Below are 25,747 nucleotides of genomic sequence, written 5' to 3' on the forward strand. Positions count from 1 at the left end.
CCCGAAGAAGGGCGCTTGCGCCCCGGAAGTTTGGGCTGGAACCCAAACTTCCGGGGCCTCACTGCCCCTCGACCCCGCCACCTTTGAAAAGGTGGACGAAACTTTTGGATAAAGAATAGGTAAAAAGCGCCCTTTGCCCCAAGCAAAGGGCCTGCTCAGACGGTGGCGAATGGTTGTAAATTCGGGCTCTTACAGCTGTTTCCACCCTTTCCCAAGCACCTCAGTCGTATCCGAAACGATGATAAACGCGGTCGGGTCGGCCTCGCTGACCACCCGCCGCAGCTGGAGAAGCTGCTGTTTTTTCACGACCGTCATCAGCACATTTTTGCGCGAACGGGTATACATCCCGCGGCCGCTGATCTCGGTCACACCGCGGGGCGAGCTTTTGAGCAGCGCGTCCGCGACCTCCTCCGGCTTCTCGGTAATGATATGGACCATCTTGGCGTAGTCCAGGCCGGTGATAATCAGGTCGCTCACCTTGGAGGAAAGATAGATCACGATCAGCGCGCGCAGGACGTTTTCGGGATTGCCGAGCACCAGACTGCCGATCAGGACGATTGCACCGTCGAGCACTGCGAGCAGGTTTGCCAGCGAGATGCCCGGAAACAGCGGCATCAATACCCGCGCAAGCAGCTCTGTGCCGCCCGAGGAGACGTTGTACCGGCAGAACAGCCCGATCCCGATTCCCTGCGCAATGCCGCCGTAGATCGAGGCCATCAGAGGGTCATCGGTAATCACCGGCAGGCCATTCATCCCGTCGAGGAACAGTCCCAGCACCGCGATGGTCAGAAAACACCGCAGGATAAAGGTCAGCCCCTGCGAGCGCAGGCCAAGCAGGAGGATCGGCAGGTTGAACGCAATGCTGATGATACCGACCCCCACCGCCCCGCCGCACAGAATGTTGACCAGTGTGGAAAGGCCTGTGACGCCGCCGGTGACAACATTGTTCGGGATCAAAAACAGGTTGAAGGCCAGGGCGTAGGAAAAACACCCCACCACCATGAAGAGATAACGCTTAACTTCGGTTTGAACCGTCTGGTTCATGGGAACGCTCCTTTCAAGACAGGCTGTAAGTACCTAAAAAACTCCGTCCCGGCGCAAAAACCGGTTGGCCTACACGCCGCTTTGGCGGCAGAGCGGGGGACAGCACCCCGGTGCCATATGCGCGCAGCGGCAGCGCTCCCGCAAAGCAGTCTTCCGGGGCGGGGCACCGCTCCACTGAACGGGTCAGAACAGCAGGGTAATCAGGACGGTCATCAAGCCCGCAACCCCGATCGCGATTCCACTCATCGCGCCCTGAAGCTCGCCCAGCTCGATCGCCTTGCTGGTGCCGACCGCATGGCTGCATGTCCCGATTGCGACCCCCTGCGCCACCGGATTTTTGACCCGGAACAGCCGGATCATAAGCGGGGCAAACACTGCCCCGGACACCCCTGTAATCAGCACTGCCAGGATGGTGACCGACCCGATGCCACCCCGCCCTGCCGAAATTTCGAGGGCGATCGCGGTGGTAACCGACTTGGGCAGGAGCGAGGAGAGGATCACCTCATCAAGGCGGAACAAACGGCAGAGCAGCGCAACACTTGCCAACGAGGTAGCCGCTCCCGCAAAACTCCCCACCACGATCGGCAGGAAATACTTGCCCAGCACCTTTCTCTGGTGGTAGATCGAGAGGGCGAGAGCTGCGGTCGCAGGGCCGACCAGCATATTGATGATTTCGCCGCCAATGTTAAACTGTTCGAGCGGGATGCGGAAGGCCAGCAGAACCACCGAACAAAGCAGGATCGCGATAAGCAGCGGGTTTGCGACCGGGGTGCGCAGCCACTGGTTGACCCGTGTACCGACCCAGAAGGTCACCACACACAGCACGATCCCGAACAGCGGGCTGGATACAAGCTGATTAACCATCCTGACGCTCCTTTCTGTCGGCAAGCCGCATCAGCAGGGAAACGACCGTCGCGGTCACACCAAAGGTCAGCAGGGTGCTTACCAGACAGATTATTAGAATCTGGATACCGCTGTCCCGCAGAATGTCGAGGCTCTCAATGATGCCCACCGCAGCCGGCAGAAAGAGGATCGCCATATTTTTGGTCAAGAATCCGGCGATCTCGTCGATCTGCCCAGGCTTTACCACCCTGCAAAGCAGGAGTGCAAACAGCAGGAGCATCGCCGAAACGCTTGCTGGGAAAGGGAATGGCAGGATTGCGGAAATACCGACCCCACCGAGGCAGACGCCAAACAGGACGCCGATTTGTGTGATGATTTTCATAGTGTTGTCTGACCTTCTTCTTTATAGATTCATGCGTGAAAAAACAGTCCTTTAACGCGGCTGTATGCCTTTGGGAAGGGGTTTTTCACCTGTAAAACGCGCTCGCGAGGACGCCGTTGCCGCCACGCCTGCACTGCCTTTAACTATGGAGCTTCAGGCGGCTTCCCGTCCGGCCTTTGACCACCTCCACCGACGCTTCGATACTCTCCCGCAATGCCTCAACATGGGAGATAATCCCGACCAGCCGCCGGGAGCCGCGCACCGACGCGAGCACATCGAGCGCATCCGCAATCGACCTGGGGTCGAGCGAGCCGAACCCCTCGTCGATGAACATGGCGTCCATCCGGATGCCGCCCGACTGCGCCTGCACCACCGCCGAAAGCCCGAGCGCAAGCGCGAGCGAAACGAGGAACTTCTCCCCGCCCGAAAGGCTGGACACCCCCCGGCGCCCGCCCGCATGTGCGTCGAATACCTCGAGATCCAGCCCAGCCTTGCGGGAGCGCCCCAACCCTTCCGCGGTGCGGAACAGCTGGTACCGCCCGCCATGCACATTTTTGAGCAGCCGGTTGGCTTCGGCGGTGATCGACGAGAGCATCACCCCGAGCAGATACCGCCGCAGGCTGACCCCGTTGTCCCCGCGCAGCAGTTTGCCGAACGCGGTCAGCCGGTCGCACTCGGCCCGCCGGGCATCGAGTGCCTGCTGCCGGGCACGGCAGTCCCGTTCGAGCTGCTTCAGCCGCTCGCACATTTCCCGGAGCGCGCCCCACCGGGCGTCCAACTCGGCCTTTTGCTTCTCGAGCGCAGCAATCTCCTGTCCCGACCTGGCCAGATCCGGGAGGCTCCGGCCCGCAAGCTGTCCATCCAGCACATCCATCTGCCGGGAAGCCGCCTCCAGTCGGGCGCGGTTTTCCACGACCTCCTGTTCCCATGCCGAGACCGTTTCGGGCGGCAGAACTGCCGCAGCGACCTCCTCCGAGGTCCGGAATCCGGCGCAATCGAGCGCTTGCCGCATCCCCTCCTGCGCCTGCGCATATGCCGCGCGGCACCGCTCCAGCTCTGCCATGGTGTGTTCTGCCGCTGTCCGGGCTGCCCCTTCTGCAAGCCGGGCAGCGCTTTCGTCCGCCCGCGCCCGTTTCAAACCCGCCTCATAAGCGGCGCACCGCTCCCTGACCGCTTTCAGGGCGGCCTCCAATGCGGCATAGTCGGGTAGTTCCGGATCCAGTTGGACAGCAAGCGCTTCGTACCGCGCGTGCGCCTTCTGACGCCCGCATACCGTCTGCTCGAGTGCAGACGCCTCCTGCACTGCCAGGTCCTGTGCCTGCTCGAGCGCGGATACCGCCTGTTCCAGCTCCGCCGCGACCTCTGCCGCGTGTGCATCCTGCTCCTGTGCCTCCCGCACCGACCGCCTGACCGCTTCAAGCTGTCCGGCGAGCTGCGCGGGGATTGGCCCACATTCCGCCCGCAGCGATTCCGCCAGTTCCCGGGCTGCCTGCATCCCGGCTTCTGCCTTTGTCAGTTCGGCCTCATGAAGATCATATGCCCGCTCCGCCTGTGTGACCGCACGATCCGCCGCAGCGATCCGGGCATCGCTGACCGCATCCCCCGCCGCAGTCGCCAGGGATGGATGGTGGGTCCCGCCGCAGACCGGACATGGCATTCCTTCCGAGAGGGACGCCGCCAGCGCCGCCGCCGCATTTTGCAGGTACCGGCGCCCCAACTCTTCCCGCCTGCCTCTTGCCTCCTCGCGCGCCGCCTGTTTGGCTGCGCGTCCGGCCAACAGCGCCGCATACTGTACCTGGCAGGCTTCCGCTTTTGCAGCCGCCTGTCCGAACCGTTCCTGCGCCTGTGCAATCCGTTCGAGCTGTGCCAGCTCCTCCCGCAGGGCGGGCAGACGGGCGCTGTACCCTTCGAAAATACGTATCCGCTCGGCTTCCAACCTTTCTTTCCGGCTCCTGCATGCTTCCAGATGTGCGCGTGCACCGTCCGCGGATCTGACCGCGCGTGCCCAGAGGGCGTCCGACTGATCCTTCGTGTGCGCCGCTTCCCCAAGCAGACGGTAACTCTCCCGCAGGGTTTCCAGGCGCGCAAGACGCGCCTGATCCGCCGCATGGAACGGCTCCTCCCGCTCACAGGCTTCGAGTGCACCGGCTGCCGTCAGCAGCGCCTGCCGTGTTTTCGCAAGCTGCTTTTCCGCCTGCTGTACAGCAGCCTGACGGCGTTCCAGTTCGGCTGCTGCTGCCGCTGCATGCGCGCAGGCCCCTTCCGCCTGTACCGCACGCCGCGCCGCGCTGATCCGCTCCTGTTTTTCCCGCATCAGGGGAGCGCGGTTCTCCAGACGCTCCCGCTCCCCCTGTACAGTGCGCCGCTCTTCAAACAGGCCAAAAATACGGGTTTCCTCCTCGAACACCCGCCGTTTCAGATCGAGGGTATCGGATGCCGCCTGCCGCCGGGCGGCCTGTCCCGCGAGCTGTTCACAGGTCTGCTTCAGTTTGTCCGACAGCGTGTCCGCATCCGCACAGCCCTGCCCGTCGAGCAAGGCCTGAACCGCCGCCTTTTCCTGATCCAGCCTCTGACGCAGCCCGTTTGCCCACATACAGACCTGTTCTGCGATCCGCTGCCACCGCTCCGCATGGAACAGGCTGACCAGCACCGCCTCTTTCTCCTCACTCTTGGCGACCAGCAGCCGCTCAAACTGCCCCTGCGGCAGGATCATCACCTGACAGAACTGTTCGCAGTTCAGGCCGATCAGTTCACGGGCCTTCTCTTCGACATCCCGCTGGCGCGGATTTTCAAAGAAGGTGGTGAAGGTACCGTTTGGGCTGAGGAAAAATGCATCCTGCGCGGGCAGGTATTCATAGGCGCCGGTCCGTTTTTTGCGCACCCGGAGCCACCGGGCGAACCGGTACCGCCTGCCCCGCACATCGAACTCAAAAGTCACCCGCGTCGGGGCATCGGGCGGCATCAGCAGGCTGCGCAGGTCGGCGAAATCGCCCCGGGTCCCGCCGCTGCTCCGCCCGTAGAGCGCATAGGTCATCGCATCGAGCAGGACAGTCTTTCCTGCACCAGTTTCCCCGCGGATCAGCACCAGGCCGGTTGCGAAGAAGCGGGTAAAGTCGATCTCCTGCCGCTCGACATACGGCCCAAAGCCTTCCAGTTCCAACCGCACCGGGATCATTGCACCGCCTCCTTATCCGCCTGTTCGGCCGCCTCCCGGAACCACCCGAGCTGTTCCTCTGTGAGCGGTTCCCCGCCAACCTCCACGCAGAAATGCTGCAAAAGCTCCTCCGGGCCAAGCTCCGAAAGCTGTTCGACCGTCAAACTGTCGGCTCCCGTATCGGGCTGCGGGCTGACCCCGGTCAACAGGAGCAGATTGGGGTACCGTTCCCGGAAATATTCAAGCGTCTCCAGGCCGGCGGGTGCGTCGGTCAGTTCGATCTTGAGATAATCCTCCCGGTGCGGGTCAAACCCGCACGCAAATTGCAGTGACGCAAGCTCCCCCTTGCAAACCCGCAGCATCCGGCTGGTATGCACCGGAAGTTCCCGCCGGACGAGGGTTTCGGTCTCCAACAGGGTGAAGGATTTGCCCTGCCCCGCTTCGGAAAAGGAGTAGCACCAAGGAGAGCCGCTGTACCGCAGGCTGCCGCCCGGTTCCTGTGCGCGGTGCAGATGCCCGAGCGCAACATAATCGAACCCATCAAACGCCTCGCACGCGATCTGGCTGCTCCCGCCGACCAGCGCGGTGCGGTCGCTTTCCGAGAGCTGGGAACCGGCAGCGAAGCAGTGCGCCACCAGGATCTGCCGCCGTCCGGGAACAAACCGCTCCCGCATCTGCCGGACGACCACGGCCATCGCATCGGAATAGCTGCGGACCGTCTCCTCCGGGAAGAGCTGCCGCACCTGCTCAATGTTGAAATAAGGCAGCAAAAAAAATGCCGCATCCCCCAGCACCACCGGCTCAAACGCCTGCTCCAACCGTCCAGCGATATGCAGTCCTGCATCCTGCAGGAGCGCACTGCACGCCGAAAGCCTCGCAGCACCGTCGTGGTTGCCCGGGATCAGCAGTACCGGGAGGCTGCAGTCCCGGCAGAGGGCGGTCATGGCATCGTTGTACAGGTCGATCGCATCGGGACGGGCTACCGCATGGTCAAAGATATCCCCCGCGATCACCACCGCATCCACCTGCTCGGCACGCACCGATTCCAGCAGACAGGCAACCATCTCCCGCTGGTCCTCCAACAGGGACACACCATGCAGAGAGATGCCCAGATGCCAGTCTGAAGTATGCAGAATCTTCATTTTTACCGTCACTTTCCTTGCCTTAACCAGGGCAGCGCAGCCCCCGACGCAAAGGGCCGGAGCCAGGGTGGGCAGCTCGTTCGGTTTCAGGCAAATGTTCAGAACCTGTATTCATAATCAGAGGGTGCCGGATGGGCAAGGAATTTTGCTGCCCTGCGAGGCGAAAAAACGCAGACAATCCTTTGTGTATTGCAAGATTTTCCAACGCGGCAGGCCGGCAAAAGACCCGCTCAGACCGGTGTCAAATGGTTGTGAATACGGGTTTCTTACATACAAAGCAAATCCCGAAAGCACCCGGATCGAAAAATCGGACGCACCATGGTTCTTTTCAGGTATCTCGATTATAACAGATTGTAGCCGGTGAAAAAAGAGGGCTGATTAAAAATCTTCCGGCAGCTCCCACTCCGGGGAGGGTTCCTCTTCCTTTTCGGGCGCAGGGTCCCCAAAGCAGTCCCGACGGAGCAGGAAAACGACCAGACAGGCTGCATCCAACCCGAAAAAGAGCACCGCAGGACCGAACCGGAGCTGCTCAAACGGGATTCCGGCGATCCGCAGGAATCCGATCAGCAGCCCCATCCCACCGAGCAGCCCGCCGCTGACCGCCAACCCAATAACGAGCACCGCGACCGCCGCCCTGAATGCGAACCGGCCTAGGGTCCAGAGGGTGGTGAGACTGGCCGAAAGGAGCAGCAGGACCATCCCTGCCGGGACCCGCAGGCCGGGCACCCGCAGGCCCGCCGAAATACAGGCCGCAATCCCGGCGCACAGGGCCACCCCGTATCCCGCCAGAAAAAGCCGGTCCAGGATTTTGAGCCGCGCGTACCGCTGTTTGATCCGCCCCATCTTCATTGCTCCTTCAGGAAAAGGTTCCCTTTTTTGATGCATGCCTGCACCGAAAAACGCTTGGTCACCACCCCGTCGAACCAGGAGATCATACCGCCATCCATGCGGATCACCCTCCCGGGCCCGAACACCTCGTGCAGCACCACCGTCCCGACCTCAAGCTCCTCCGGCCGGGTGACCGGATAATAGCCCTGTATCTCCTGGCGCACTGTCTCCAGCGCCGGATTCCCGGCTCTATCTGGCTGCGGTTTTGGTTTGGGATCAGCGGTCAGCAGGCGCACAAACCGAGATGGACGGCAGGTGCGGTTCCCCTCCTCAAACCCCAGCAGGCAGAGTTCCCGCCGGGCACGAGTCGCCGCCACATAGCAGAGCCGCACCTCTTCCTCGTAGGCAGTCCGGTCCTCCTTCTGTTCCAGCCGCTCGACTGCCGCTTTAGAAGGGAACTGCCCGTCAATGAGGTCGACCAGCAGGACGCGGTCATATTCCAGCCCCTTGCTTGAATGGATGGTGGAGAGGGTCACCGCCTCCCCTGACCCTGGGGTTTCCCGCACGATCCCCTGCAATTCCTCCAGCCGGTTGAGCAGCTCCTCCACCGTTTTTTGACGGGCAGCGATGCTCTTGAGCAGGGTCAGCCGCTGGAACGCGGTGTCCGACTCAAAATAGGAGCGGGTGGTCAGTTCCCCGAGCAGGTTGAGCGCGGTAACCGGCGGAAGCCCCCGGAGGCGTTCGAGCTGGCTGCGCAGAGAGGCCGTTTTTCCCGGCTCCGCAGCCGGGCACCGTTTGAGGGTTTCAAACACATCCGCGCCTTGTGGATGGGTACGGGAGACAAAATCCAGCACCGAGCGGTTAAAGTAGGCGCAGGTCTTGTTGTAGATCTGCGCGAAGCTGTCGAAGTCGGTGGGGTCCACTGCGAGCTTTAAAAACGCGGTCATATCCCGGACATGTACAGTCTGGAAAAAGGCTTCCCGGGTGTCCTTCAGGCAGAATTTGATCCCTGCGGCCGAAAGCGCGTCCACCAGCGGGATCGCACTTTCGTTGTACCGGTAGAGGACTGCGGCACTGCCTGTCCCGCCTGCCAGCCATTCGGTCAGCTTGGGGTACTGCTCGGACGGCAGCCTGACCGGCTCCACCCGCACCGGGACGCCGGATTCCTCCCCGGCGGTCATCTGCTTGTCGATCCGGGCGGTGTTCTGCCGGATCAGGCGGTTGGCCGCTTTGACGATCTCGCCGGTCGAGCGGTAGTTCCGCTCCATCTTGAGCACAAGCGCACCAGGATGGTCCTCCTCGAACCGCAGCAGGGCATCCGGGAACGCGCCCCGGAACCCATAGATGCTCTGGTCCTCGTCTCCCACCAGAAAGAGGTTCCCGCTCTTCTGGGCGAGCTGCTGAATAATCCTGTGCTGCACCAGAGAAGTGTCCTGTGCCTCGTCCACGTTGATATGGCTGTAAACCGCGTGGTACTGCGCCAGAAACGACGGGTTCTTCCGGAACATGTCATAGGTGAACACCAGCATGTCGTCATAGTCCATCAGATGGTTTTCCTTTTTATAGGATTCATAGGCATGATAGAGGCGCGGGAAATCGCATCCCTCGACCTCAATCCCTTCGATCTGCCGATCATCCGCCAACCGGTTTTTACAAAACCCGATCCGGTTGACCAGATCATCAAGCCGGTCCCGCTCGAGGAACCGCGCTCCCTCCAGCTCACAGTAGAGCCGCCGCACTGTATCTGACGGGTCAGGAAGCATCCGGGGAAGCGGGCGGTGGTATTGGGTCGAGATATGTTTGACCACCCCATAGCAGAAACTGTGAATGGTCGAAAACCTCGGCGCGCCTTCCGCCCCGAAATACCGGGCATACCGCTCCTGCATATCCGCTGCCGACCGCCGTGAAAAGGTGATGGTCAAAATCTTGTGGGGCTTGATCCCATGGTTTTGCAGCATGTTTGCCAGCCGCGCGATCAGCACAGTGGTTTTGCCGCTGCCCGGCACCGCCAGCAGCAGGACCGCTCCATCCACCGTCTCTGCCGCCCGCTGTTGCTGGGGGTTCAGCTCAATCCCGTATTCCGTTTTCAGCCGCTCGATAAACTCCATTGCGCGCACCTCCGCTCCCTTTATCTTAGCACAAATCCCTCAAAAACAAAAGTATGTTCTTTTTTGAGGAGGCAGAGTTGTAAATACTGTCTAAATAAATGGTCATCATTTAAGAAAATATGCATAAATAGATGCCAGGAATGAGACTGGTATGCAAGATTTTACCCGATTTTTTCATGTCCGCCGGACTGCCATGCGCAGGCTCGCAGGCCAGCATAAAAATGCAAGCGTGGATTCCCCGCTCCGGCAGCCATTCCCCTGCCAGCAAAAAAGCCCGCTGTCCAAGGACAGCGGGCGGATGGGGGAGCCGGTTACGCCGGGGCCGCACCGACTTTTTTGCTGAATACGGTGGTTTTGAGGAAGATAGCGAGAAAGACTGCCGCAATCAACGCACCGATTCCATAGGCAAGCGGGAGCATACCCGCCTTCATCAGGCCAAGGCACTCGGGCGCGGCAAGGAAATAGGTTGCGCTCACCGCCGACATAAAGGTTGCGGGGATCGCACAGATCAGGTAGTTCTTTTTCTCGGTCCAGAGGTAAACCGAAGCCGCCCAGAGCGCCATCATTGCGAGGGTCTGGTTCGACCAGGAGAAATACCGCCATACGATCGTGTAATCGACAAAGCCGCCGACGATCGCGCCAAATGCCAGAACCGGTACGGTCAACCCAAGCCGTTTTTTCACATCACCCTGATCGAGCTTGATCCAGTCGGCGATGGTCAGACGTGCGCTGCGGAATGCGGTATCCCCGGAAGAAATCGGGCAGGCAATAACGCCGATCATTGCGAGCACGCCACCGACCGGCCCGAGGATGGTCATGCAGATCTGATAGACCGCGCCATTCGGCCCGATGTTCGGATCGGTGAGAACCGCCGCAAGGCCGCCGGTCGTCTCGTAGAAGCAGACACCCGCAGACGCCCACACCATCGCGATGATCCCTTCGGCGACCATTGCGCCGTAGAAGGTCTGACGGCCAGTACGCTCGCTCTTGAGGCAGCGCGCCATCAGCGGGGACTGTGTGGCATGGAAGCCGGAGATTGCGCCGCAGGCAACCGTGATAAACATGAACGGCCAGATGGGGGTCCCGCTCGGATGCTGGTTGTTCATGTTGCTCCAGACCTCAGGAAGCGGATATCCTTTGATGATGAGGCCCGCGCCAACGCCAACCGCCATGATAATCAGGCAGACGCCGAAGAAGGGATAGACCTTTCCGATGAGCTTGTCGATCGGGAGCAGGGTTGCCAGGAAGTAGTAAAGCAGAATGACGATCAGCCAGAAATTTTTGTTAAGGGTCGAGGGCGTCAGCATCGCAAGCAGCGAGGACGGGCCGACCGCAAAAACAGTTCCGACCATCAGCAGCAGGAATGTCGAAAAGACGCGCATAACCTGCTTCATGCCGGTACCCAGATACCGGCCTACGATCTCCGAGATCGAGCCGCCCGAATTCCGCATCGAGAGCATACCGGTCATATAATCGTGGACACCGCCTGCCAGAATGGTCCCCAAAACGATCCAGAAATAGACGACCGGTCCCCACAGCGCCCCCTGGAGCGCCCCGGTGATCGGGCCCAATCCGGCGATATTCAAAAGCTGGATCAGAAAAATCTTTTTGTTGTCCATGGGAACATAGTCCACGCCATCCTCCAAAGCAATCGCGGGGGTTGGCCGGTCATCCGGCGCAAAGACCTTATCAACAAACTTGCCGTAGGTCATGTAGCCGACGATGAGCAGGACAACACAGATCAAAAATGTAATCATACCAGAACGCCTCCTCTTACTCTTGGGGGAATCCCCCACTTTTATTAAAATTATATTAACAAAATATGACGAAAAATGCAAGTCTTTTCCGAAAAATTGGACATAAATTTTTTCTATATTATGCATCTAAAATAAAAACCATCGGACATCCCGCCCGATGGTTGTTGGATTTTTTACTTTCGGTCCCCGGACCGTGGAATTCCCAGCCCCTCCCGGTATTTGGTGACCGTCCGGCGGGAAATCGACATCCCCTCCTCGGAAAGCTGATCCGCTATTTTCTGGTCACTGAGCGGTTTCTGGGAGTCCTCCTGCTCGATAATCTGCCGTATTCTCGCCTTGACCTCGTGGGAACTCGCGCCTTCTCCGCCGTCCCCCTCTATCCCCTTTACAAAGAAATACCGCAAAGGATAAACCCCGTGTGCACATTGGAGATACTTGTCCCGCACCGCGCGGCTGACTGTCGATTCATGCATCCCGACCATCTCTGCGATCTCCCGCATCCGCAGGATATTGAGATACTGCGGCCCGTAGCGGAAAAAACGCTCCTGCCGCTTTACGATCGCCTTGGAAACCTCCAGCAGCGTCTTGTTCCGGTTTTCGATGCATTTGATCACCCAGTTGATCTGGCTGACCTTGTTGTTGATATAGGAGGAAACCTCCGGGTCATCGGTCTCCCTGGCCATCTTCAGATAGCTGGGGCTGAGACGGATTTCGGGGTACCCGAACTCGCAGAGCATGACATTATACCGGTCCCCAAAGTTGGTAACCACCACATCCGGCGTGATATAGGCAGGAGGCGTGTGCCGCCCATAAAGTGCGCCGGGCTTGGGGTTGAGCTTGCGGATGCGGCGCACCGCCTGCTCCGCTTCCTCCTCCGGGACGCCGAGCTGCCGGGCAAGCCCCGGATAGTTCTTTTTCGCGATCTCCTGCAAAAATTCCTGCGCAATCTGCCGGGCCAGCCTGTCCTCGGGGTCGAGCTGCAACAGCAGGCATTCGGTCAGGTCTCGCGCCCCCACCCCCGACGGGTCGAGGTTCTGCACCAGGGAAAGCCCCTTTTCCGACTGCTCCGCAGAAAGGTTTCCCTCCTGTGCAATCTCCTCCAGATCGGCTGTCAGATAACCGTTCTCATCCACAAATCCCACCACGAACCGCGCGGACGCCGCGACTGCCGGCTCTGCCCGGGCCATCCCGATCTGGGTGAGCAGATGGTCGGCGAGGCTTCGGTCGGTAGGGGCTGCGACCGTTTTTTCGATGGGGGAATCCGCTTCCTCCTCATCGTAATAACCGACATTCTCTTTTTCCCGCACTGTCTGGCTCTCGAGCCATTCGAGCTTCCGCAGCGCGAGATCCTTTTTCTTTTCGGGCGCACGAGGCGGTTCCAGTTCGGCCACCGGGTTTTCCAGCATGACCTCCTTGAGATACTCGCTAAGCTGTGCGCTGTCCATCTGCAAGATACGCACCGATTGTTCCATCTGCGGCGCCAGCACCTGATTTTGCGTTATTTTCAGGCCAAGTTCCATACCGCCACCTCCCGTTCGTTTCCGCTTCTATCACCAGCCGGCCAAACCGGCCTATCCTGTTTCAATCTTCCTGACTCCCTCCCTTTGGAAGGTTCCGGAAAACGGTCTCCTGATGATTTGATTATAGCAGAATTCCGGGCAGAAGACAAGCACGACCTGTCCATATTCGACAAAATCTCCCAAACGCAGGATTCTATTCTGTAATCCCCGCATCTGACCTGAAAAGGAGCTGCCCCGCTAAGGCTGTTTCCCGCGGAAAAATCGGACGAATCTTGAATCCAGAAGAGGCTCCCCGCATCAGTTTTCTCCTGCTGCCTGCGGAACCGGGCTGGCCGTGGGACGCTCCCATCCGATGCGGGAAAGAAACTTTTGTGCATCCAGCATTCCGGTTTTATAAAGGGCATTGAGCCTGAGAGGGTCCCGCTCGAACCGCCCAACCTGTACCGGACGCCCGGGTGCGATGACCTGCGCAATCCCTCTGCGCTCCAGCCCGCGCAGAAAATCGAGTGTCTCGTTGTAGATTTCATGCCGCCGGTCGAGTGCTTCGATCATTTTAGGGGCATCCCGAAACACCCGGCGGTAGGCCACCCGCAGCTTCTCGGGCTGCTTCTGGTAGGAGCGGTCCCGGGTCAATACGACAACCAGCCGGTCGCATCCATCCTCCAGCGCCTTTTTCACCGGAATCGGATCAGAGGTACCGCCATCAAGATACCGCCGCCCGTTGATCTCTACCGCAGGTGAAAAGACCGGTATGGCCGAAGAAGCCCGCAGAACAACGCTTGTGCCGTTCATGGCCTCCTTGCCGAAATAGGCGGGTTTCCCGGTCTCCACATCGGTAACGCCCGCGACAAATGCAATCGGGGATGCGAGGAATGCCGCATAATCAAACGGGTCAAGCCGGTTGGGGATTTCCTCGAACAGGAAATCCATCCCGAACATTGAGCCGGTTTTCCTCAGGCTTTCCAGCCCCAGATACCGTTTATCATCGAGATAGCCGAGGTTGATCCGCTTACTGCGTCCGCGTTGTCCCGACACATACGAAACCCCGCCGCACGCACCCGCCGACACCCCGATCACATAGTCGGAATAAAACCCGTTATCCATCAGGCAGTCGAGCACGCCGTTGGTATAAATGCCGCGCATCCCGCCCCCTTCGAGCACCAGCCCGGTTTTCATTCAAACATTCCCCCTGTTTTTAAATCCTTCCCGCCCTTCTCAAGCCGCAGATAGATCATATCTGTACACGGGACACCGTCTTCGAAGATTGGTTGGGGATAGTTTTCCACAAAAAAATTTTTCAGCACATGGCTCCGCCGGAACCCACACCGTTCATAAAACCGGAGCACCCACAGGCTGGAGTTGCCGGTGCCGACCCAGACAACCCCCTCCGGCACCCGCGCGACCGCCGCTTCCACCAATGCGCGGCCAACTCCGGCTTTCTGAAATGCGGGCAAAACCGCAAGGTTTTTCAGCTCCCAACCATTTTCTGCGGGGACCATGACCACCTCACCGGCGATCTGTCCATCCACCCGCGCGACCAGCTGGAACCCCTGTGCCAGATAGCGGTTTACCATCCCCTCGTCTGGATCCGCCAGCAGGAGCAGTTCCCGGTGTACCCAGCGATCACCAGTCTCCTCATAAATTTCGATCAGGGTTACCCCTCCTTGTAAAAAAGCACTCCTCCCAGCAAACATTTTTATCTTACCACGCTGGCAGCATTGCGGTCAACGCCCCGCCGGCAGAAAATACTATTAAAACTGTCGATTTTGCATTCAGCCTGTGTAAACCCGATCAAACAGCAGCTGCAAAAAATGCCCCCAGCAGGGAGCTGAGGGCATATATCAGCCGATGCCGAGCGTTTTTTTATACTCTCCAAGCGAGCTGATAAACGCCCGCACCGCAACCAGTTCGGATTCATCCATCTGCTCAATATCGGCAATGATCCTGCGCTGGATGGGGGCGAGGTCCTTTTCTTCGGCGTGGACCTTCCGAGGTTCGGCCCCATCCAAAATCCATTCAGCGCGATAGCCGTACTTTTCCTCAATGAGTGACGCGGTAGACCGCGAGACCCCGCTTTCATCCCGCAGCAGCTTAGAAATGTAGCTTTCGGTCACATGGATGCTTTGGGCGAACTCCTTTTGTTTCAGGCCGTTTTCCTGAATGATCCGTCTGATCCGGTCGGACAGATTCATGGTATCACCTCTTTCCTGTCCAGCATAACAAAATAAATGTAGTTAGTCAAGAAATCCAGGATTGACAATATCTTCAATTAATGCTATGATTATGTAGTTAATTTATATGATTCTAGTGTAACTGGATATCCAGCGGGTTCCAAAGCACTATATACCGCGCCCTGTTACCTTCACACCGCCGTTTTTAACTATAAAAATATGGCTCCCCACCCCACTTCCGGGCGGGACGGAGACTTCAGAAAAATCATATTTAGAGGAGGATGTTTCCATCATGAAAAGAGCACTATCCTTGTTGCTCGTGATTGCATTGGTCTTGGCATGCGGAGCAGGGGCAATCCTCGTGACAGCGGACGGGGGCATAAGGGACAGCGACAGTGGCAGAGGCGGCGGAGGCAGAGGCGGTAGAGGCGGATCAGGCGGGGGCTCTATCTACAACGGCGTGGTTGTTGAGAACGCCTCATTCTGGAAGCCTGTCGTTTCTAAGATTCGCAAAGCAGCGCCGGGAGAAACCGTCCGCGTCAGCGCTGTCACTTACAAGGAGATGCCTGAAATGGTGATGGCAGCTCTGCGCGCTTTCCCGAATGTTTCACTTGAGATCCGTATCAGCGGCGGACGAAAGATCATCATTCCGGCAGGCGGGGCGCTTGAACGCAAAGGCCTGCAAAACAGCTACTCGTTCTCCTCCCTTCTGGAGCACTACGGTACAGCGGCGTCAGCAGCGGTGACGGACGCCCCCGCCCCGGTTCAGCCGGCGAAATCCTCCGCCAGCCCGAGCGGCAGGGGCAACGGTGATACCTCGAGTTGGAGCTATGCCCGCAACGGCGTGCTTGTCCCCAATGCCTCGTTCTGGAATCCCGTCGTTTCTAAGATTCGTAAAGCGGAGCCGGGTGAAACCATCTCCATCAGCGCCACCACTTACAAGGAGATGCCTGAAATGGTGATGGCGGCTCTGCGCGCCTTCCCGGACGTTTCACTCGAGATCCGCATCAGCGGCGGACGAAAGGTCATCATTCCGGCAGGTGGAGCGCTTGAACGCAAAGGCCTGCAAAACAGCTACTCGTTCTCCTCTCTTCTGGAACACTATGGCGCAGCGGCACCGGCTTCCGACTGACTCCCGGGTCTACTCCACCGGGAAAGTCAACCCCGTAATCGGTGCATTTTAAATCAAAAGAATCCCGGCGAAAATGCTCATGTGCGGTAAAGTAACACTCAAGAATTTGATAGACGGCAGCCACTATTTCCGAAACACAGACTAATACGAAAAGCTGATGTAGAGATTTTACTATATCAGCTTTTGTCATTCTTAGTATTTTGTAAAAGTGATGTATTTGTATCTTTTCTATTGACAGCCAGCTTGCAAAGTGATATATTTATCTTGTTAAGCGACAAATATATCACTTTGGAGGAAACCATTATGAAGAAAAGAACGAAACTCACAATTTGCCTAGGCGTGATATGCGCTCTGCTTGTAGCAATATCTTCATGGTACACGATGGCATATAACAATTCAAGATTTATTGCGCCTATGGATTTATCTGAATATGTTTTCAGAGCACAAGACCTGCCTATGATTATTTCCGGCGTATTTTTTGCCTTGTATGTTGTGTATCTTGTTGTACTGCTTTTGAGATATATCATGACAAACAGGCGTAGGGAATTAACCTTGCAATCCACCAGAATTATAAATCCCAAACTGGGATTTTTAGGTTTATTAGGATTTGCCGGATTTTTAGGATTTTGGACTTATAGCGTTGACAAAACAATATTTCCATTTGTATTTTTCCTGTTTTTTGGCTTTTTCGGATTTTTCTATGAGGGAAAAATGTCAAATACTTTTATAGATGAACGATACAAAGAAAACAAAATGAAAGCGCAAAGCGTAGCGAACAAAACTTCTCTGTCCATTATTTTTCTTGCAATACTCATTCTGGGACAGGGAAAGCTCATGGATAGCCTTGAATATACCCTAATTGCTTTTGTTATTGTCGTAGCTCTTTCCTTAGCACTTGAAATATTCCTTAGCGAATATCTGCTATACCATTATGACAACGATGAACAGTTTGATGAAAGCGAGGAATGAGTGTGCCGGATTTTGAATGTAGATTAAAAAAATATAGGCTATTAAAGGATTTGACGCAAGAGCAGTTAGCGGCACAAGTGGGTGTGCGGCGAGAAACAATTATGCGGCTGGAAAAGGCACAATACAATCCCTCACTTAAATTGGCGATTGATATTTCAAGAGTTGTTGAAGCACCGATTGAAGAAATATTTGTTTTCAAGTGATTTGTGTGGAATCAGACGAAGGAAATCGCTAAGAATAAAAGACCGCTTACAGCGAGGTAAAGCCGCCATAAGCACCCCGAAAAATGACAGAGTACAACGCATGGTAGACATAACCGCCAAGAAAGCCAAGGGCAAGGGGAAAGGCTACGAGAAATGGGCGACCTTGCACAACTTGAAGCAAATGGCGGTGACCATAAGCATTTATGAGGAATCCGGCTTTTCTTCCCCGGAAGAACTAGAAGCCGCCCTTACCGCCGCCAGTGCAGAGTTGTCAAACGTCCATGCGGAACTGAAAGCTGTGGAAAGCACCTTGCGGGAGAAAAAGGACTTACAGAAACAGCTATTGGCGTACATCAAGACCAAACCCGCCCGTGACGGGCTGAAAGCACAGAAAACAGAGAAAGCCCGCAAGAACTACCGGGAGCAGCGTAAAATTGAGTTTATCATAGCCGAAGCTGCCACCCGGTTTTTAAATCGCTGGGATTCTTTTTTTACAGGGGAAGGGGACTTTTTCTTCTGCAAAAAGCCCCCTTCCAAAAATCTCAAACAGACCTTTCCTATCAGGTCGTAATCGACAGCTTCCGGGGGGCCGGAGGCTCCGCTTTCGGCAGCGCTGCACCCACATCTGCCGTGACTGCCTTGCCGGGCTGAACATCGGCTTTGGCAGGCTTCCCTTCCGGATTCCCAGTCTCAGCCCGCTCCGGCTGTTCCACCTCCCGAAACGCGGCGGAAAGCTCGTCTGCGAGCGCATCGGACGCCTGCCTCGAGCGGTCGAACGGGTCTTCCCGCTCCTGCTCCGGCTGCTCAGTATCGTTCACCTTGGCCTTCTTTTTCTCCTTTTCTTCCCGGAGTTCCTCCTCGCGCGGCAGATCCTGATACGCCTTGCTCTGAATGAACCGGTTATGCTCCACCCGGATCCCCATCACCCGCCGAAGGATCTTTTCGAGCTGTGCTTTTTTCTCCCCTTTCGACAGATTGGGGTTGCTGCTGATCGTCTTTGCCTGGCTCAGGAACTGGTTCATCTTATTGGTATTTAGCCGCTCGACCTCATCCTTGGTCTTGCAGTTTTTCAGCGCATGCTTATACGCTTCCCGCTCCCGCTTGATCTCCATCGCTTCCTCGTAGAGCTTGGGATTATGGACCTTCAGGTACTCCAGCTCCTCCTTGGTCAGCTCCCCGCCCGCTTTCAGCTTACCGTCAATCGCTGCCAGAATGTTGCTTTTGTTGGTACTCTCAAGCTGGTCTTGCAGATGCTTTTCGAGCTGTGCCCGCTGCGGGTCCTCTTCGTCCTCCTTTGGCTTGGTGGGGTCCGCTTTCCGCTGCTGCCATTTGATCCCCAGCTTCATCAGTTTCAGCGAATTATAGATCGACCCACTGATCTGCATCATCAAAATCCCTCCTCTTTCCTGTTCGGACACGCCGGAAAACGCTCGTGTGTCTCCGACCCCGTTGTTTTCACAAGTGCTTTGATGCTATCGTTATGCCTGCAAATCCAGATTCGCGCCCGCCCGGTTCCCGTTCTTCCCTTTGGCAGACCGGATAAGCGCGCGAAAATCTGTGTCGTTCAGATAAATCATTCCATCCCCGGAAGCAGCGATTTTTTTACGGATGCGCTCTTCCACCGGATCCCTTTTTCCGGCTTTCTTTTGTTCCAGTGCCTTTTGCAGTTCCGCCTTGTTTTTCGCGGTCTTTTCCCTGGTTTTTTCGATCAGCCTTTCGGTCGCTTTCCGCCTTTCTTCCCGAAGCTTCGGACTCAACTTATCCTCCTTTTTGACATAAGCATAGGAGTAATATTTCCCGTTTTCATCTATATAGCTATGCCGGTATACCAGCTTCCGTCCGGTAGCCTTATAAAAGCTGTCCATCATTTTTGTCATGAACTCTACGCCTTTTATCAGCTCCTTGGTTTCTTTTTCCTGCTCCGGATCGTTCCGCATTTTATTCAGAATTCCGGGGTTGATCGTCAGGGTCTTGCCGGTTTTGGCAGATGCGAAGGTATTTCCAACCCGCAGCTCCACGCTCGGGACGAGCTTTTCCAGTTCACGGACATAGTCCGCGGTTGTTTCCGGTCTGCTTCCGGCTTTTTCCACCGCCTGTTCCGCATCCTTTTTCCTGGCCATGCCCGCCGCATTCCGCGCCGCATATCCATTGTAACTGTTCATAACCCGCACTGCCATGACCTCCCTCCTTAATAACGGCTGCCATATTGCAAGGTCAACCAGCTGTCGATCTGGCTGGTTTCTGGAATCCAGACGACTTTGGTATCCGCTCCCCCTTCACGTTGGCGCAGACAGGATGCCACCAGTTCCCGCTGTGCCAGCCAATCCCGTTCGGCCTCCTGTTCCAGCCATAACCGCTCCCGGGATTTCCGCTGCGCAGCCTGTTTTTCCCGCTTGGCTTTATTGATCGCATTGACCTGCGCCACACGTTCGGGGGAGTCCCCGCCGCCGCAGATACAGGTTACCGTCCCATCCGCATGGATCACAACGCCACATGGTTCATAGGTCAGCCCCTGTGCAGCAAACTGCGCCTTTAATGCCGGGGTTGCGCGGAAGAAGTCGTCAATCCTGCGCTCATAATAGGCGGCCTTTTCCGGCTGGATGGCCATCTGCTCCAGCATATTCGGCGCAATCACAACATCATTGCCGCCCATCTGCCTGCCCAAACGTTCAAGGCTCTCCTGATCTTTCGGGACGTCCTGGATCGTCACCTTCCCATACTTCTTTTCCAGATGCGCCCGATAGGCCGCGACCCGGTCGTTGTTTTGGTACAGCGCAGCGACCGTATCCAGAAAGCCCGCGCCCGAAACACTCAGATTTTGCGCGCCCTTATGGGCCTGACGTACCCGAAAAGGCACAACATCCCGATTTTCCACCGATGAAACCATCCTGCCGACCTCCCTTTACTTTAATTGTCGGCAGAAATTTCCGCAACTGAACCTTTCGGCAGGATTTTTCCAACATACAACGCACACATACGGTCGGGCCCAGCATCCTCCAGCTTTGTGGCAAACAGAAGCGGGACGCTTTTCGGCGTCCCGCTCCGGGTGATTTATTTTTTCATCTTGAGGGTTTTGATCACCTTGAGCCGGCTGAACTCCTCGCGGTCCTTCTCCTCGAGCGCATCGGTGATGAACTTCGCGGTCTCCTGATAACGGGGGATCACGATATTTTCGAGCGCATTGGCGCGCCGCTGGGTTTTGCGGATCGCGTTAGCCAGCCGGTAGACGCTGTTTTCTACCTCGGCGAGCAGCGCGGTGACCTGCTTGACCTTCTGGAAACAGACATAAGCGTGGTCAAACCGGGAATTGGTGCGGTCGAAGCCGTAGCAGATTTCGATCTGCTGCTCGGCGATCTTCACATTCGGAATCTCGACCCCCATGACGCTCCGGTAAGAAATCCGCACGCTGTCATCCACCGGGACCGCCTCCGCAAGCTCCTGCACCATGCCCAGCGTGATGTTCGCCTCCTGAAGCGCCTCGTACGCCTCCTGATAGGTCGAGCTGATCTGCCCGCGGAGCTGTTTGGCCCGGTCGATCAGGAGCATCATCTCACGGATCAGGATGTTGCGCTTGCGGTCGAGCAGGTCGAACCCGAGCGTCGAGAGCGACAGCGATTTCTGTACCGCCATCAGGCTCCCCTTGGTCGGTGTGATATTCAGCGGGTTTGCCATCCTCCGGCCTCCTCTCCCGCGGTCATGCGAACTTCTCCGCAGCCTGTTCGGGCTTGTAGAACTGGTCGAGCACCTTGTCGTTCACCCGGTCAAGCTCCTCCCGGGGCAGCAGCGAGAGCAGCTGCCATCCGAGGTCGAGCGTCTTTTCGACCGGCCGGTCCTCCTGTGCGCCCTGGTTGACGAAATGCTCCTCGAATTTGCGTCCGAAGAACATATATTTTTTATCGGTATCCGAAAGCTCCTCCTCACCGATGACCGACGCGAGCGCCCGCGCATCCTGCACCCGCGCATAGGATGCAAACAGCTGGTTGGAGCAGTCGGAATGGTCGGCGCGGGTGTATCCCTCACCAATGCCATCCTTCATCAGACGGGAAAGAGAGGGCAGTACCGAGATCGGCGGATAAACACCCGTCTGGTCGAGCTGGCGGTCGAGGACGATCTGCCCCTCGGTGATATAGCCGGTCAGGTCGGGGACCGGGTGGGTGATATCGTCGTTGGGCATGGTCAGGATCGGCACCTGCGTGACCGAGCCGGGACACCCCTCCACGATCCCGGCCCGCTCATAGAGCGACGCGAGGTCGGAATAGAGGTAGCCGGGAAACCCCTTGCGCCCGGGAATCTCCCCCTTGGAGGAGGAGAACTCACGCAGCGCCTCGCAGTAGGAGGTAATGTCGGTCATGATGACCAGCACATGCATCCCCCGTTCGAAGGCGAGGTATTCCGCAACCGTCAGCGCACAGCGGGGGGTGAGGATACGTTCGATGATCGGGTCGTTCGAGAGGTTGAGGAACATGACCACCTTCTCCATGACCCCCGCCTCTTCAAACGAGCGTTTGAAATAGTCGGCAATGTCGTTCTTGACCCCCATTGCAGCAAAGACGATCACAAAGCTGTCCGCATCCGCGCCCGAAAGCCGGGCCTGCTGCACGATCTGTACCGCCAGCTTGTTGTGGCCCATGCCCGAGCCGGAAAAGATCGGCAGCTTCTGCCCGCGGATCAGGGTGGCAAGCGCGTCGATCGACGAGATGCCGGTGTTGATATAGTTGCGCGGGTATTCGCGGGAAACCGGGTTGAGCGGTTTGCCGTTGATGTCCGCGCTCTTCTCGCAAAAGACCTCCCCCAGCCCGTCGATCGGGCGGCCCGCGCCGTTGAACGTCCGGCCGAGCAGCTCGGGGGAAAGGGGCATCTCCATCGGATGCCCGAGCAGGGTAGTGCGGGTGTTGTCGAGCGACATGCCCCGCGTCCCCTCAAAAACCTGAATCACCGCGCGCCCGCCGTCGATCTGGACGATCCGCCCGAACCGGTTCTCCCCATTGTCCATCCTGAGCGAAACCATCTCCTCAAAGGCGGCGTTCGGTACCCCTTCCAGCGCAATCAGAGGCCCGTTGATCTCGCTGAGTCCTGTAAATTGAAGCATCTGAAATCCAGCCTCCTCTCTTAAAGCTGCCGGACAAGCTGTTCCAGCTTGCTGTCGATCTCTTTGTAGTAGTTGTCAAACAGGTCGAGCCGGTCGTTGGGCACGTCGTATTTGATCTTGACGATCGAATCGAGCAGCCCGGTTTCGAGAATCTCCGAAATCGGCAGGTTCTGGGCGATTACCGCGCTGCACCTGTCGTAGAAATAAAGCGCGACCTGCATCATCTTGAGCTGCTTGGGCAGGGGGACATAGGTATCGTCCCGATGGTAGGCGTTCTGCTGGAGCAGCCCGACCCGGATCAACCGGGCGGTCTCGATGACCAGCTTCTGGTCATCGGGGAGTACATCCGAGCCGATCAGCTTGACAATCTCCATCAGCTTGTTCTCTTCGAGCAGCAGGTTGGCGATCCGCTGCCGGCAGGCCATGAAGTCGGGCGAGATGTTTTTGGCGTACCAGGGCGCGAGATCGTCCAGATACTCGCTGTAGCTGGTGTTCCAGTTGATCGCCGGATAGTGGCGCGCATAGGCGAGGCTCTTATCGAGCGCCCAGAAGCAGCGGACAAACCGCTTGGTGTTCTGGGTGACCGGCTCGGAGAAGTCCGCGCCCTGCGGGGAGACCGCCCCGATGATCGTCACCGAGCCTTCGGTGCCGTTCAGGTTCTCCATGTAGCCCGCGCGCTCGTAGAACTGGGAGATGCGGGAGGGCAGGTAGGCCGGGAACCCCTCTTCGGCGGGCATCTCCTCCAAACGGCCGGAGATTTCCCGCAGCGCCTCGGCCCAGCGGGAAGTCGAATCCGCCATGACCGCGACATGGTAGCCCATATCCCGGTAATACTCGGCGAGGGTGATGCCGGTATAGATCGAGGCTTCGCGCGCCGCGACCGGCATATTGGAGGTGTTGGCGATCAAAACAGTGCGGGCGGTCAGCGGCTTGCCCGACTTGGGGTCGATCAGCTCGCCGAACTCCTTGAGCACCTGGGTCATCTCGTTGCCGCGCTCGCCGCAGCCGATATAGACGATGATATCCGCATCGCTCCATTTGGCGAGCTGGTGTTGGGTCATCGTTTTGCCGGTGCCGAACCCGCCCGGCACTGCGGCGGTGCCGCCCTTGGCAACCGGGAAGAGGGTGTCGATCACCCGCTGGCCGGTAATCAGCGGGCGTTCGATCGGGCGGCGCTCAGCCACCGGGCGCGGTACCCGGATCGGCCATTTGTGGGCAAGGCAGAGTTCATGCCGGACGCCCTGCCCGTCCTCGACAACGACCAGCGGGTCAAAGACCCGGTATGCCCCGTCCGGAACCACCGAAACGACTGTCCCGGTCAGGCCGGGCGGACAGAGGGCGCGGTTCTCGATGATTGCGGTTTCCTGGCAGGCGGCGTAGACGTCCCCACCCTTGATCTGGTCGCCCTCCCGGACCCGGATGGTGGTTTCCCACTGTTTTTCAATATCGAGGGCCGGGATGTCGCTGCCCTCGGGGATGAATGCGCCCGACTGTTTTGCAATCACGTCGAGCGGGCGTTCGATCCCGTCAAAGATGTTGGAAAGGATGCCCGGGCCGAGGGTAGCGCAGAGCGGCCCGCCGGTGCCGGAGACCGGCTCGCCCGGATGCAGCCCGGTGGTAACCTCATAGACCTGGATGGTGGTCCGGCTGGACGAGATATTGATGACCTCACCGATCAGGCGCTTTTCCCCGACGTAGACCATCTCCATCATCTGGAAGCCGGTCGCACCCTCCACGGTGATGACCGGGCCGTTAATCGAATAGACAACTGGTTGCAAACCGTTCACCCCGCTTTATTCTAAATGGAAGTTGGAATGGCTGAAAAACCAGTCCTTCTGTTCAGCCAGCGCGGAGTCGAGGGTCAGGTCCACCTCGATCCCGCGGGCCCTGCTGCGCAGCAGAACCCCGCCAAGCTGGATCTGCTCCGACCCATCGACTGTGCATTCCCTGCCGAAGGCCGACTTGACCTGTCCGGCAAGCGGGAGGTCTTCAGGGCGCAGCAGCAGTTCGGCGTCCGGCAGATCGTCCGGGCAGTCTGCGGCGAGCTTCTGCGTCTGCCGTTCGAGGTAGGCGGGATAGTCCGGCCCTTTGGAAAAGACCGCGAGTTCGGCCCGGGCGCGGGCGATGATCTCCGCGAGATACTGCTCCCGCTGCTGGTAGAGCTGCTTTTTCAGGTCGCGCGCATTCCGGGAAATCTCCTTGACATTCTCGGTCTGCATCTGGTGGATCTGGTCCTGTATCTGCTGGTAAAGGCCGTTCAAAAGCCGGTTTTCCTCTTTGTCCAGCTCGGCCTTCTTCATCCGTTCGGTCACCTGCTCAGCCTCCTGCCGCTCGGCGGCGGCCTTCGCAAGGATCGCTTCCTCAAATAATTCGAGTTTGTGGGTTACTGTATTTGGCATGTCGTTTCACCTCGTATGCATTCCCGCGTCATAGCTGGACGCCGATCGCTTCGCCCACATACCGCTCGATCATCTGGGAGACGTCCCCTTTTCCATGCCGGTCGGGGACTTCGACGATCAGCGGGCGTTTCTGGCTGAGCTTATAGCGGTAGATTGTTTCGGGGCAGGCATTGACCAGCTTTTCGGTCATCAGGACAATCCCGATCTGCGGGTCCGCCGCCAGCCGTTTGATTGCCTCGGAGACCTCTTCGGCCGTGTGAAGGACCTCCCCTTCGATCCCCGCCAGACGCATCCCCATTGCGGTATCGACATTGTCGCTCAATGCGTAGAATTTCATCGCCGTTTTCCTCAGAGCTTGTTGATGATGAGGATCGAGATCAGCAGCCCATAGAGCGCGACGCCCTCACCAAGCACAACGAAGATCATCGCCTTACCGAATGCTTTGGGGTCCTCGGAAAACGCGCCGATTGCGGCAGGGGCGGTGGAAGCGATCGCGATGCCCGCGCCCAGGCAGGAAAGCCCGGTTGCGAGGGCGGCAGCGATAAAGCCCATGCCCGAACCAGATGCAGCTGCCGCGGCCTCCGCTGCGGCAGGAGCGGCCTCCGCAGAGACGCCGGAAGAGAGCGCGACCAGCAGCAGGGCGGCAACCATAAAGACGCCGAGGTTGGCGAATACCCGCTTTTTCACACCGGTATGGACCGTCTGTGTTCTGCGCATCGGCAGAAGCAGCAGAGCGGCAAACAGGACAGCCATCGTCGGAACAACAAACAACATCATCATAGAAAATCCCTCCAAATTCATTATATCTGGAAAGGTGCTTTTTTCTTGCAAAAAGCACCCTCCTGCCGCTTCGCGGCAATTCACCCGAAAAAGGCGCTTCTCAGGCGGGCGCCCAGCGCCCAGGAAGGCGTTCCGCGCTCATCTCGCGCCAAGAGCCCGCCTTCGGCGGGTTGCGCTCGAAACGCTTCGCTGCGGCTCGCAGTGCGGAGCGCGGCCAAAGGCTCTG

At 58.0% G+C, this 25,747-nt stretch carries 24 protein-coding genes and 1 pseudogene; 4 read left to right on the forward strand and 21 right to left on the reverse strand.

Features of this window, described 5'->3' with window-relative positions:
- Positions 1–189: 189 nt before the first annotated feature.
- The 12 genes from C814_RS18380 to C814_RS18435 all read right to left on the reverse strand — a co-directional run bounded on the left by C814_RS18380 (position 190) and on the right by C814_RS18435 (position 14,970).
- Positions 190–1,044, reverse strand: coding sequence for a YitT family protein (locus tag C814_RS18380; RefSeq protein WP_016316921.1), 855 nt, complete (start codon positions 1,042–1,044; stop codon positions 190–192).
- A gap of 183 nt (positions 1,045–1,227) precedes the next feature.
- A complete protein-coding gene (locus C814_RS18385; protein ID WP_016316922.1) occupies positions 1,228–1,908 on the reverse strand; it encodes an LrgB family protein in 681 nt (226 codons plus the stop codon).
- The gene (locus tag C814_RS18390; RefSeq protein ID WP_016316923.1) at positions 1,901–2,269 is read right to left on the reverse strand and encodes a CidA/LrgA family protein; all 369 of its coding nucleotides are present in this window, start codon (positions 2,267–2,269) and stop codon (positions 1,901–1,903) included. Before C814_RS18390 ends, C814_RS18385 begins: the two co-directional genes overlap by 8 nt.
- Positions 2,270–2,408: 139 nt before the next feature.
- Complete coding sequence (locus C814_RS18395; RefSeq protein ID WP_016316924.1) at positions 2,409–5,444, reverse strand: AAA family ATPase; 3,036 nt, start codon at positions 5,442–5,444, stop codon at positions 2,409–2,411.
- The gene (locus C814_RS18400; protein ID WP_016316925.1) at positions 5,441–6,565 is read right to left on the reverse strand and encodes an exonuclease SbcCD subunit D; all 1,125 of its coding nucleotides are present in this window, start codon (positions 6,563–6,565) and stop codon (positions 5,441–5,443) included. The genes C814_RS18395 and C814_RS18400 overlap by 4 nt, the downstream gene beginning before the upstream one ends.
- Before the next feature lie 378 nt (positions 6,566–6,943).
- Entirely contained in the window at positions 6,944–7,408 is a 465-nt protein-coding gene (locus C814_RS18405) for a hypothetical protein (RefSeq protein ID WP_016316926.1), read from the reverse strand.
- Between the two features lie 2 nt (positions 7,409–7,410).
- Entirely contained in the window at positions 7,411–9,501 is a 2,091-nt protein-coding gene (locus C814_RS18410) for an ATP-dependent helicase (protein ID WP_016316927.1), read from the reverse strand.
- A 311-nt stretch (positions 9,502–9,812) separates the two neighbouring features.
- Positions 9,813–11,258 (reverse strand): carbon starvation CstA family protein, encoded by a 1,446-nt coding sequence (locus tag C814_RS18415; RefSeq protein ID WP_016316928.1) that lies wholly within the window; start codon positions 11,256–11,258, stop codon positions 9,813–9,815.
- Between the two features lie 173 nt (positions 11,259–11,431).
- Positions 11,432–12,778 carry an RNA polymerase factor sigma-54 gene (gene rpoN / locus C814_RS18420; protein WP_016316929.1) on the reverse strand — a complete coding sequence of 449 codons (1,347 nt, stop codon included), beginning with the start codon at positions 12,776–12,778 and terminating at the stop codon, positions 11,432–11,434.
- 297 nt (positions 12,779–13,075) lie between these two features.
- A complete protein-coding gene (locus C814_RS18425) occupies positions 13,076–13,954 on the reverse strand; it encodes a patatin-like phospholipase family protein (RefSeq protein WP_016316930.1) in 879 nt (292 codons plus the stop codon).
- Positions 13,951–14,472 (reverse strand): GNAT family N-acetyltransferase, encoded by a 522-nt coding sequence (locus C814_RS18430; RefSeq protein ID WP_016316931.1) that lies wholly within the window; start codon positions 14,470–14,472, stop codon positions 13,951–13,953. The genes C814_RS18425 and C814_RS18430 overlap by 4 nt, the downstream gene beginning before the upstream one ends.
- A 147-nt stretch (positions 14,473–14,619) precedes the next feature.
- The gene (locus tag C814_RS18435; RefSeq protein ID WP_016316932.1) at positions 14,620–14,970 is read right to left on the reverse strand and encodes a helix-turn-helix domain-containing protein; all 351 of its coding nucleotides are present in this window, start codon (positions 14,968–14,970) and stop codon (positions 14,620–14,622) included.
- Positions 14,971–15,241: 271 nt separating this feature from the next.
- Here C814_RS18435 and C814_RS0105405 point away from each other — a divergent pair, with 271 nt between their 5' ends.
- From C814_RS0105405 to C814_RS18445, 4 genes and pseudogenes are all read left to right on the forward strand, one after another.
- Entirely contained in the window at positions 15,242–16,081 is an 840-nt protein-coding gene (locus C814_RS0105405; RefSeq protein ID WP_016316933.1) for a hypothetical protein, read from the forward strand.
- Between the two features lie 303 nt (positions 16,082–16,384).
- Positions 16,385–17,050 (forward strand): DUF3796 domain-containing protein, encoded by a 666-nt coding sequence (locus C814_RS18440; protein WP_016316934.1) that lies wholly within the window; start codon positions 16,385–16,387, stop codon positions 17,048–17,050.
- Complete coding sequence (locus tag C814_RS0105410; protein ID WP_031219880.1) at positions 17,047–17,253, forward strand: helix-turn-helix transcriptional regulator; 207 nt, start codon at positions 17,047–17,049, stop codon at positions 17,251–17,253. The genes C814_RS18440 and C814_RS0105410 overlap by 4 nt, the downstream gene beginning before the upstream one ends.
- 34 nt (positions 17,254–17,287) lie before the next feature.
- A pseudogene (locus tag C814_RS18445) lies at positions 17,288–17,800 on the forward strand (relaxase); the annotation flags it as partial.
- Between the two features lie 13 nt (positions 17,801–17,813).
- On the opposite strand, the gene C814_RS18450 reads toward C814_RS18445, so the two are convergent.
- The 9 genes from C814_RS18450 to C814_RS18485 form a co-directional block, all read right to left on the reverse strand.
- Positions 17,814–18,641 carry a hypothetical protein gene (locus C814_RS18450; RefSeq protein WP_016316936.1) on the reverse strand — a complete coding sequence of 276 codons (828 nt, stop codon included), beginning with the start codon at positions 18,639–18,641 and terminating at the stop codon, positions 17,814–17,816.
- Positions 18,642–18,731: 90 nt separating this feature from the next.
- A complete protein-coding gene (locus tag C814_RS18455; RefSeq protein ID WP_016316937.1) occupies positions 18,732–19,430 on the reverse strand; it encodes a DUF6033 family protein in 699 nt (232 codons plus the stop codon).
- 11 nt (positions 19,431–19,441) lie between these two features.
- Positions 19,442–20,140, reverse strand: coding sequence for a DUF6033 family protein (locus C814_RS24265; protein ID WP_016316938.1), 699 nt, complete (start codon positions 20,138–20,140; stop codon positions 19,442–19,444).
- Between the two features lie 164 nt (positions 20,141–20,304).
- Entirely contained in the window at positions 20,305–20,925 is a 621-nt protein-coding gene (locus C814_RS18460) for a V-type ATP synthase subunit D (RefSeq protein WP_016316939.1), read from the reverse strand.
- Between the two features lie 22 nt (positions 20,926–20,947).
- Positions 20,948–22,342 (reverse strand): V-type ATP synthase subunit B, encoded by a 1,395-nt coding sequence (locus C814_RS18465; protein ID WP_016316940.1) that lies wholly within the window; start codon positions 22,340–22,342, stop codon positions 20,948–20,950.
- A 20-nt stretch (positions 22,343–22,362) separates the two neighbouring features.
- Positions 22,363–24,120: a V-type ATP synthase subunit A gene (locus C814_RS18470; protein ID WP_016316941.1), complete on the reverse strand. Its 1,758-nt coding sequence runs from the start codon at positions 24,118–24,120 to the stop codon at positions 22,363–22,365.
- 15 nt (positions 24,121–24,135) lie between these two features.
- Entirely contained in the window at positions 24,136–24,741 is a 606-nt protein-coding gene (locus C814_RS18475; protein ID WP_016316942.1) for a V-type ATP synthase subunit E, read from the reverse strand.
- Between the two features lie 28 nt (positions 24,742–24,769).
- Positions 24,770–25,078, reverse strand: coding sequence for a V-type ATP synthase subunit F (locus C814_RS18480; RefSeq protein ID WP_016316943.1), 309 nt, complete (start codon positions 25,076–25,078; stop codon positions 24,770–24,772).
- Between the two features lie 11 nt (positions 25,079–25,089).
- Positions 25,090–25,518 (reverse strand): ATP synthase subunit C, encoded by a 429-nt coding sequence (locus C814_RS18485; RefSeq protein WP_031219883.1) that lies wholly within the window; start codon positions 25,516–25,518, stop codon positions 25,090–25,092.
- Positions 25,519–25,747: the final 229 nt, after the last annotated feature.

Source organism: Anaerotruncus sp. G3(2012) (assembly GCF_000403395.2).
Taxonomy (GTDB): domain Bacteria; phylum Bacillota; class Clostridia; order Oscillospirales; family Ruminococcaceae; genus Anaerotruncus.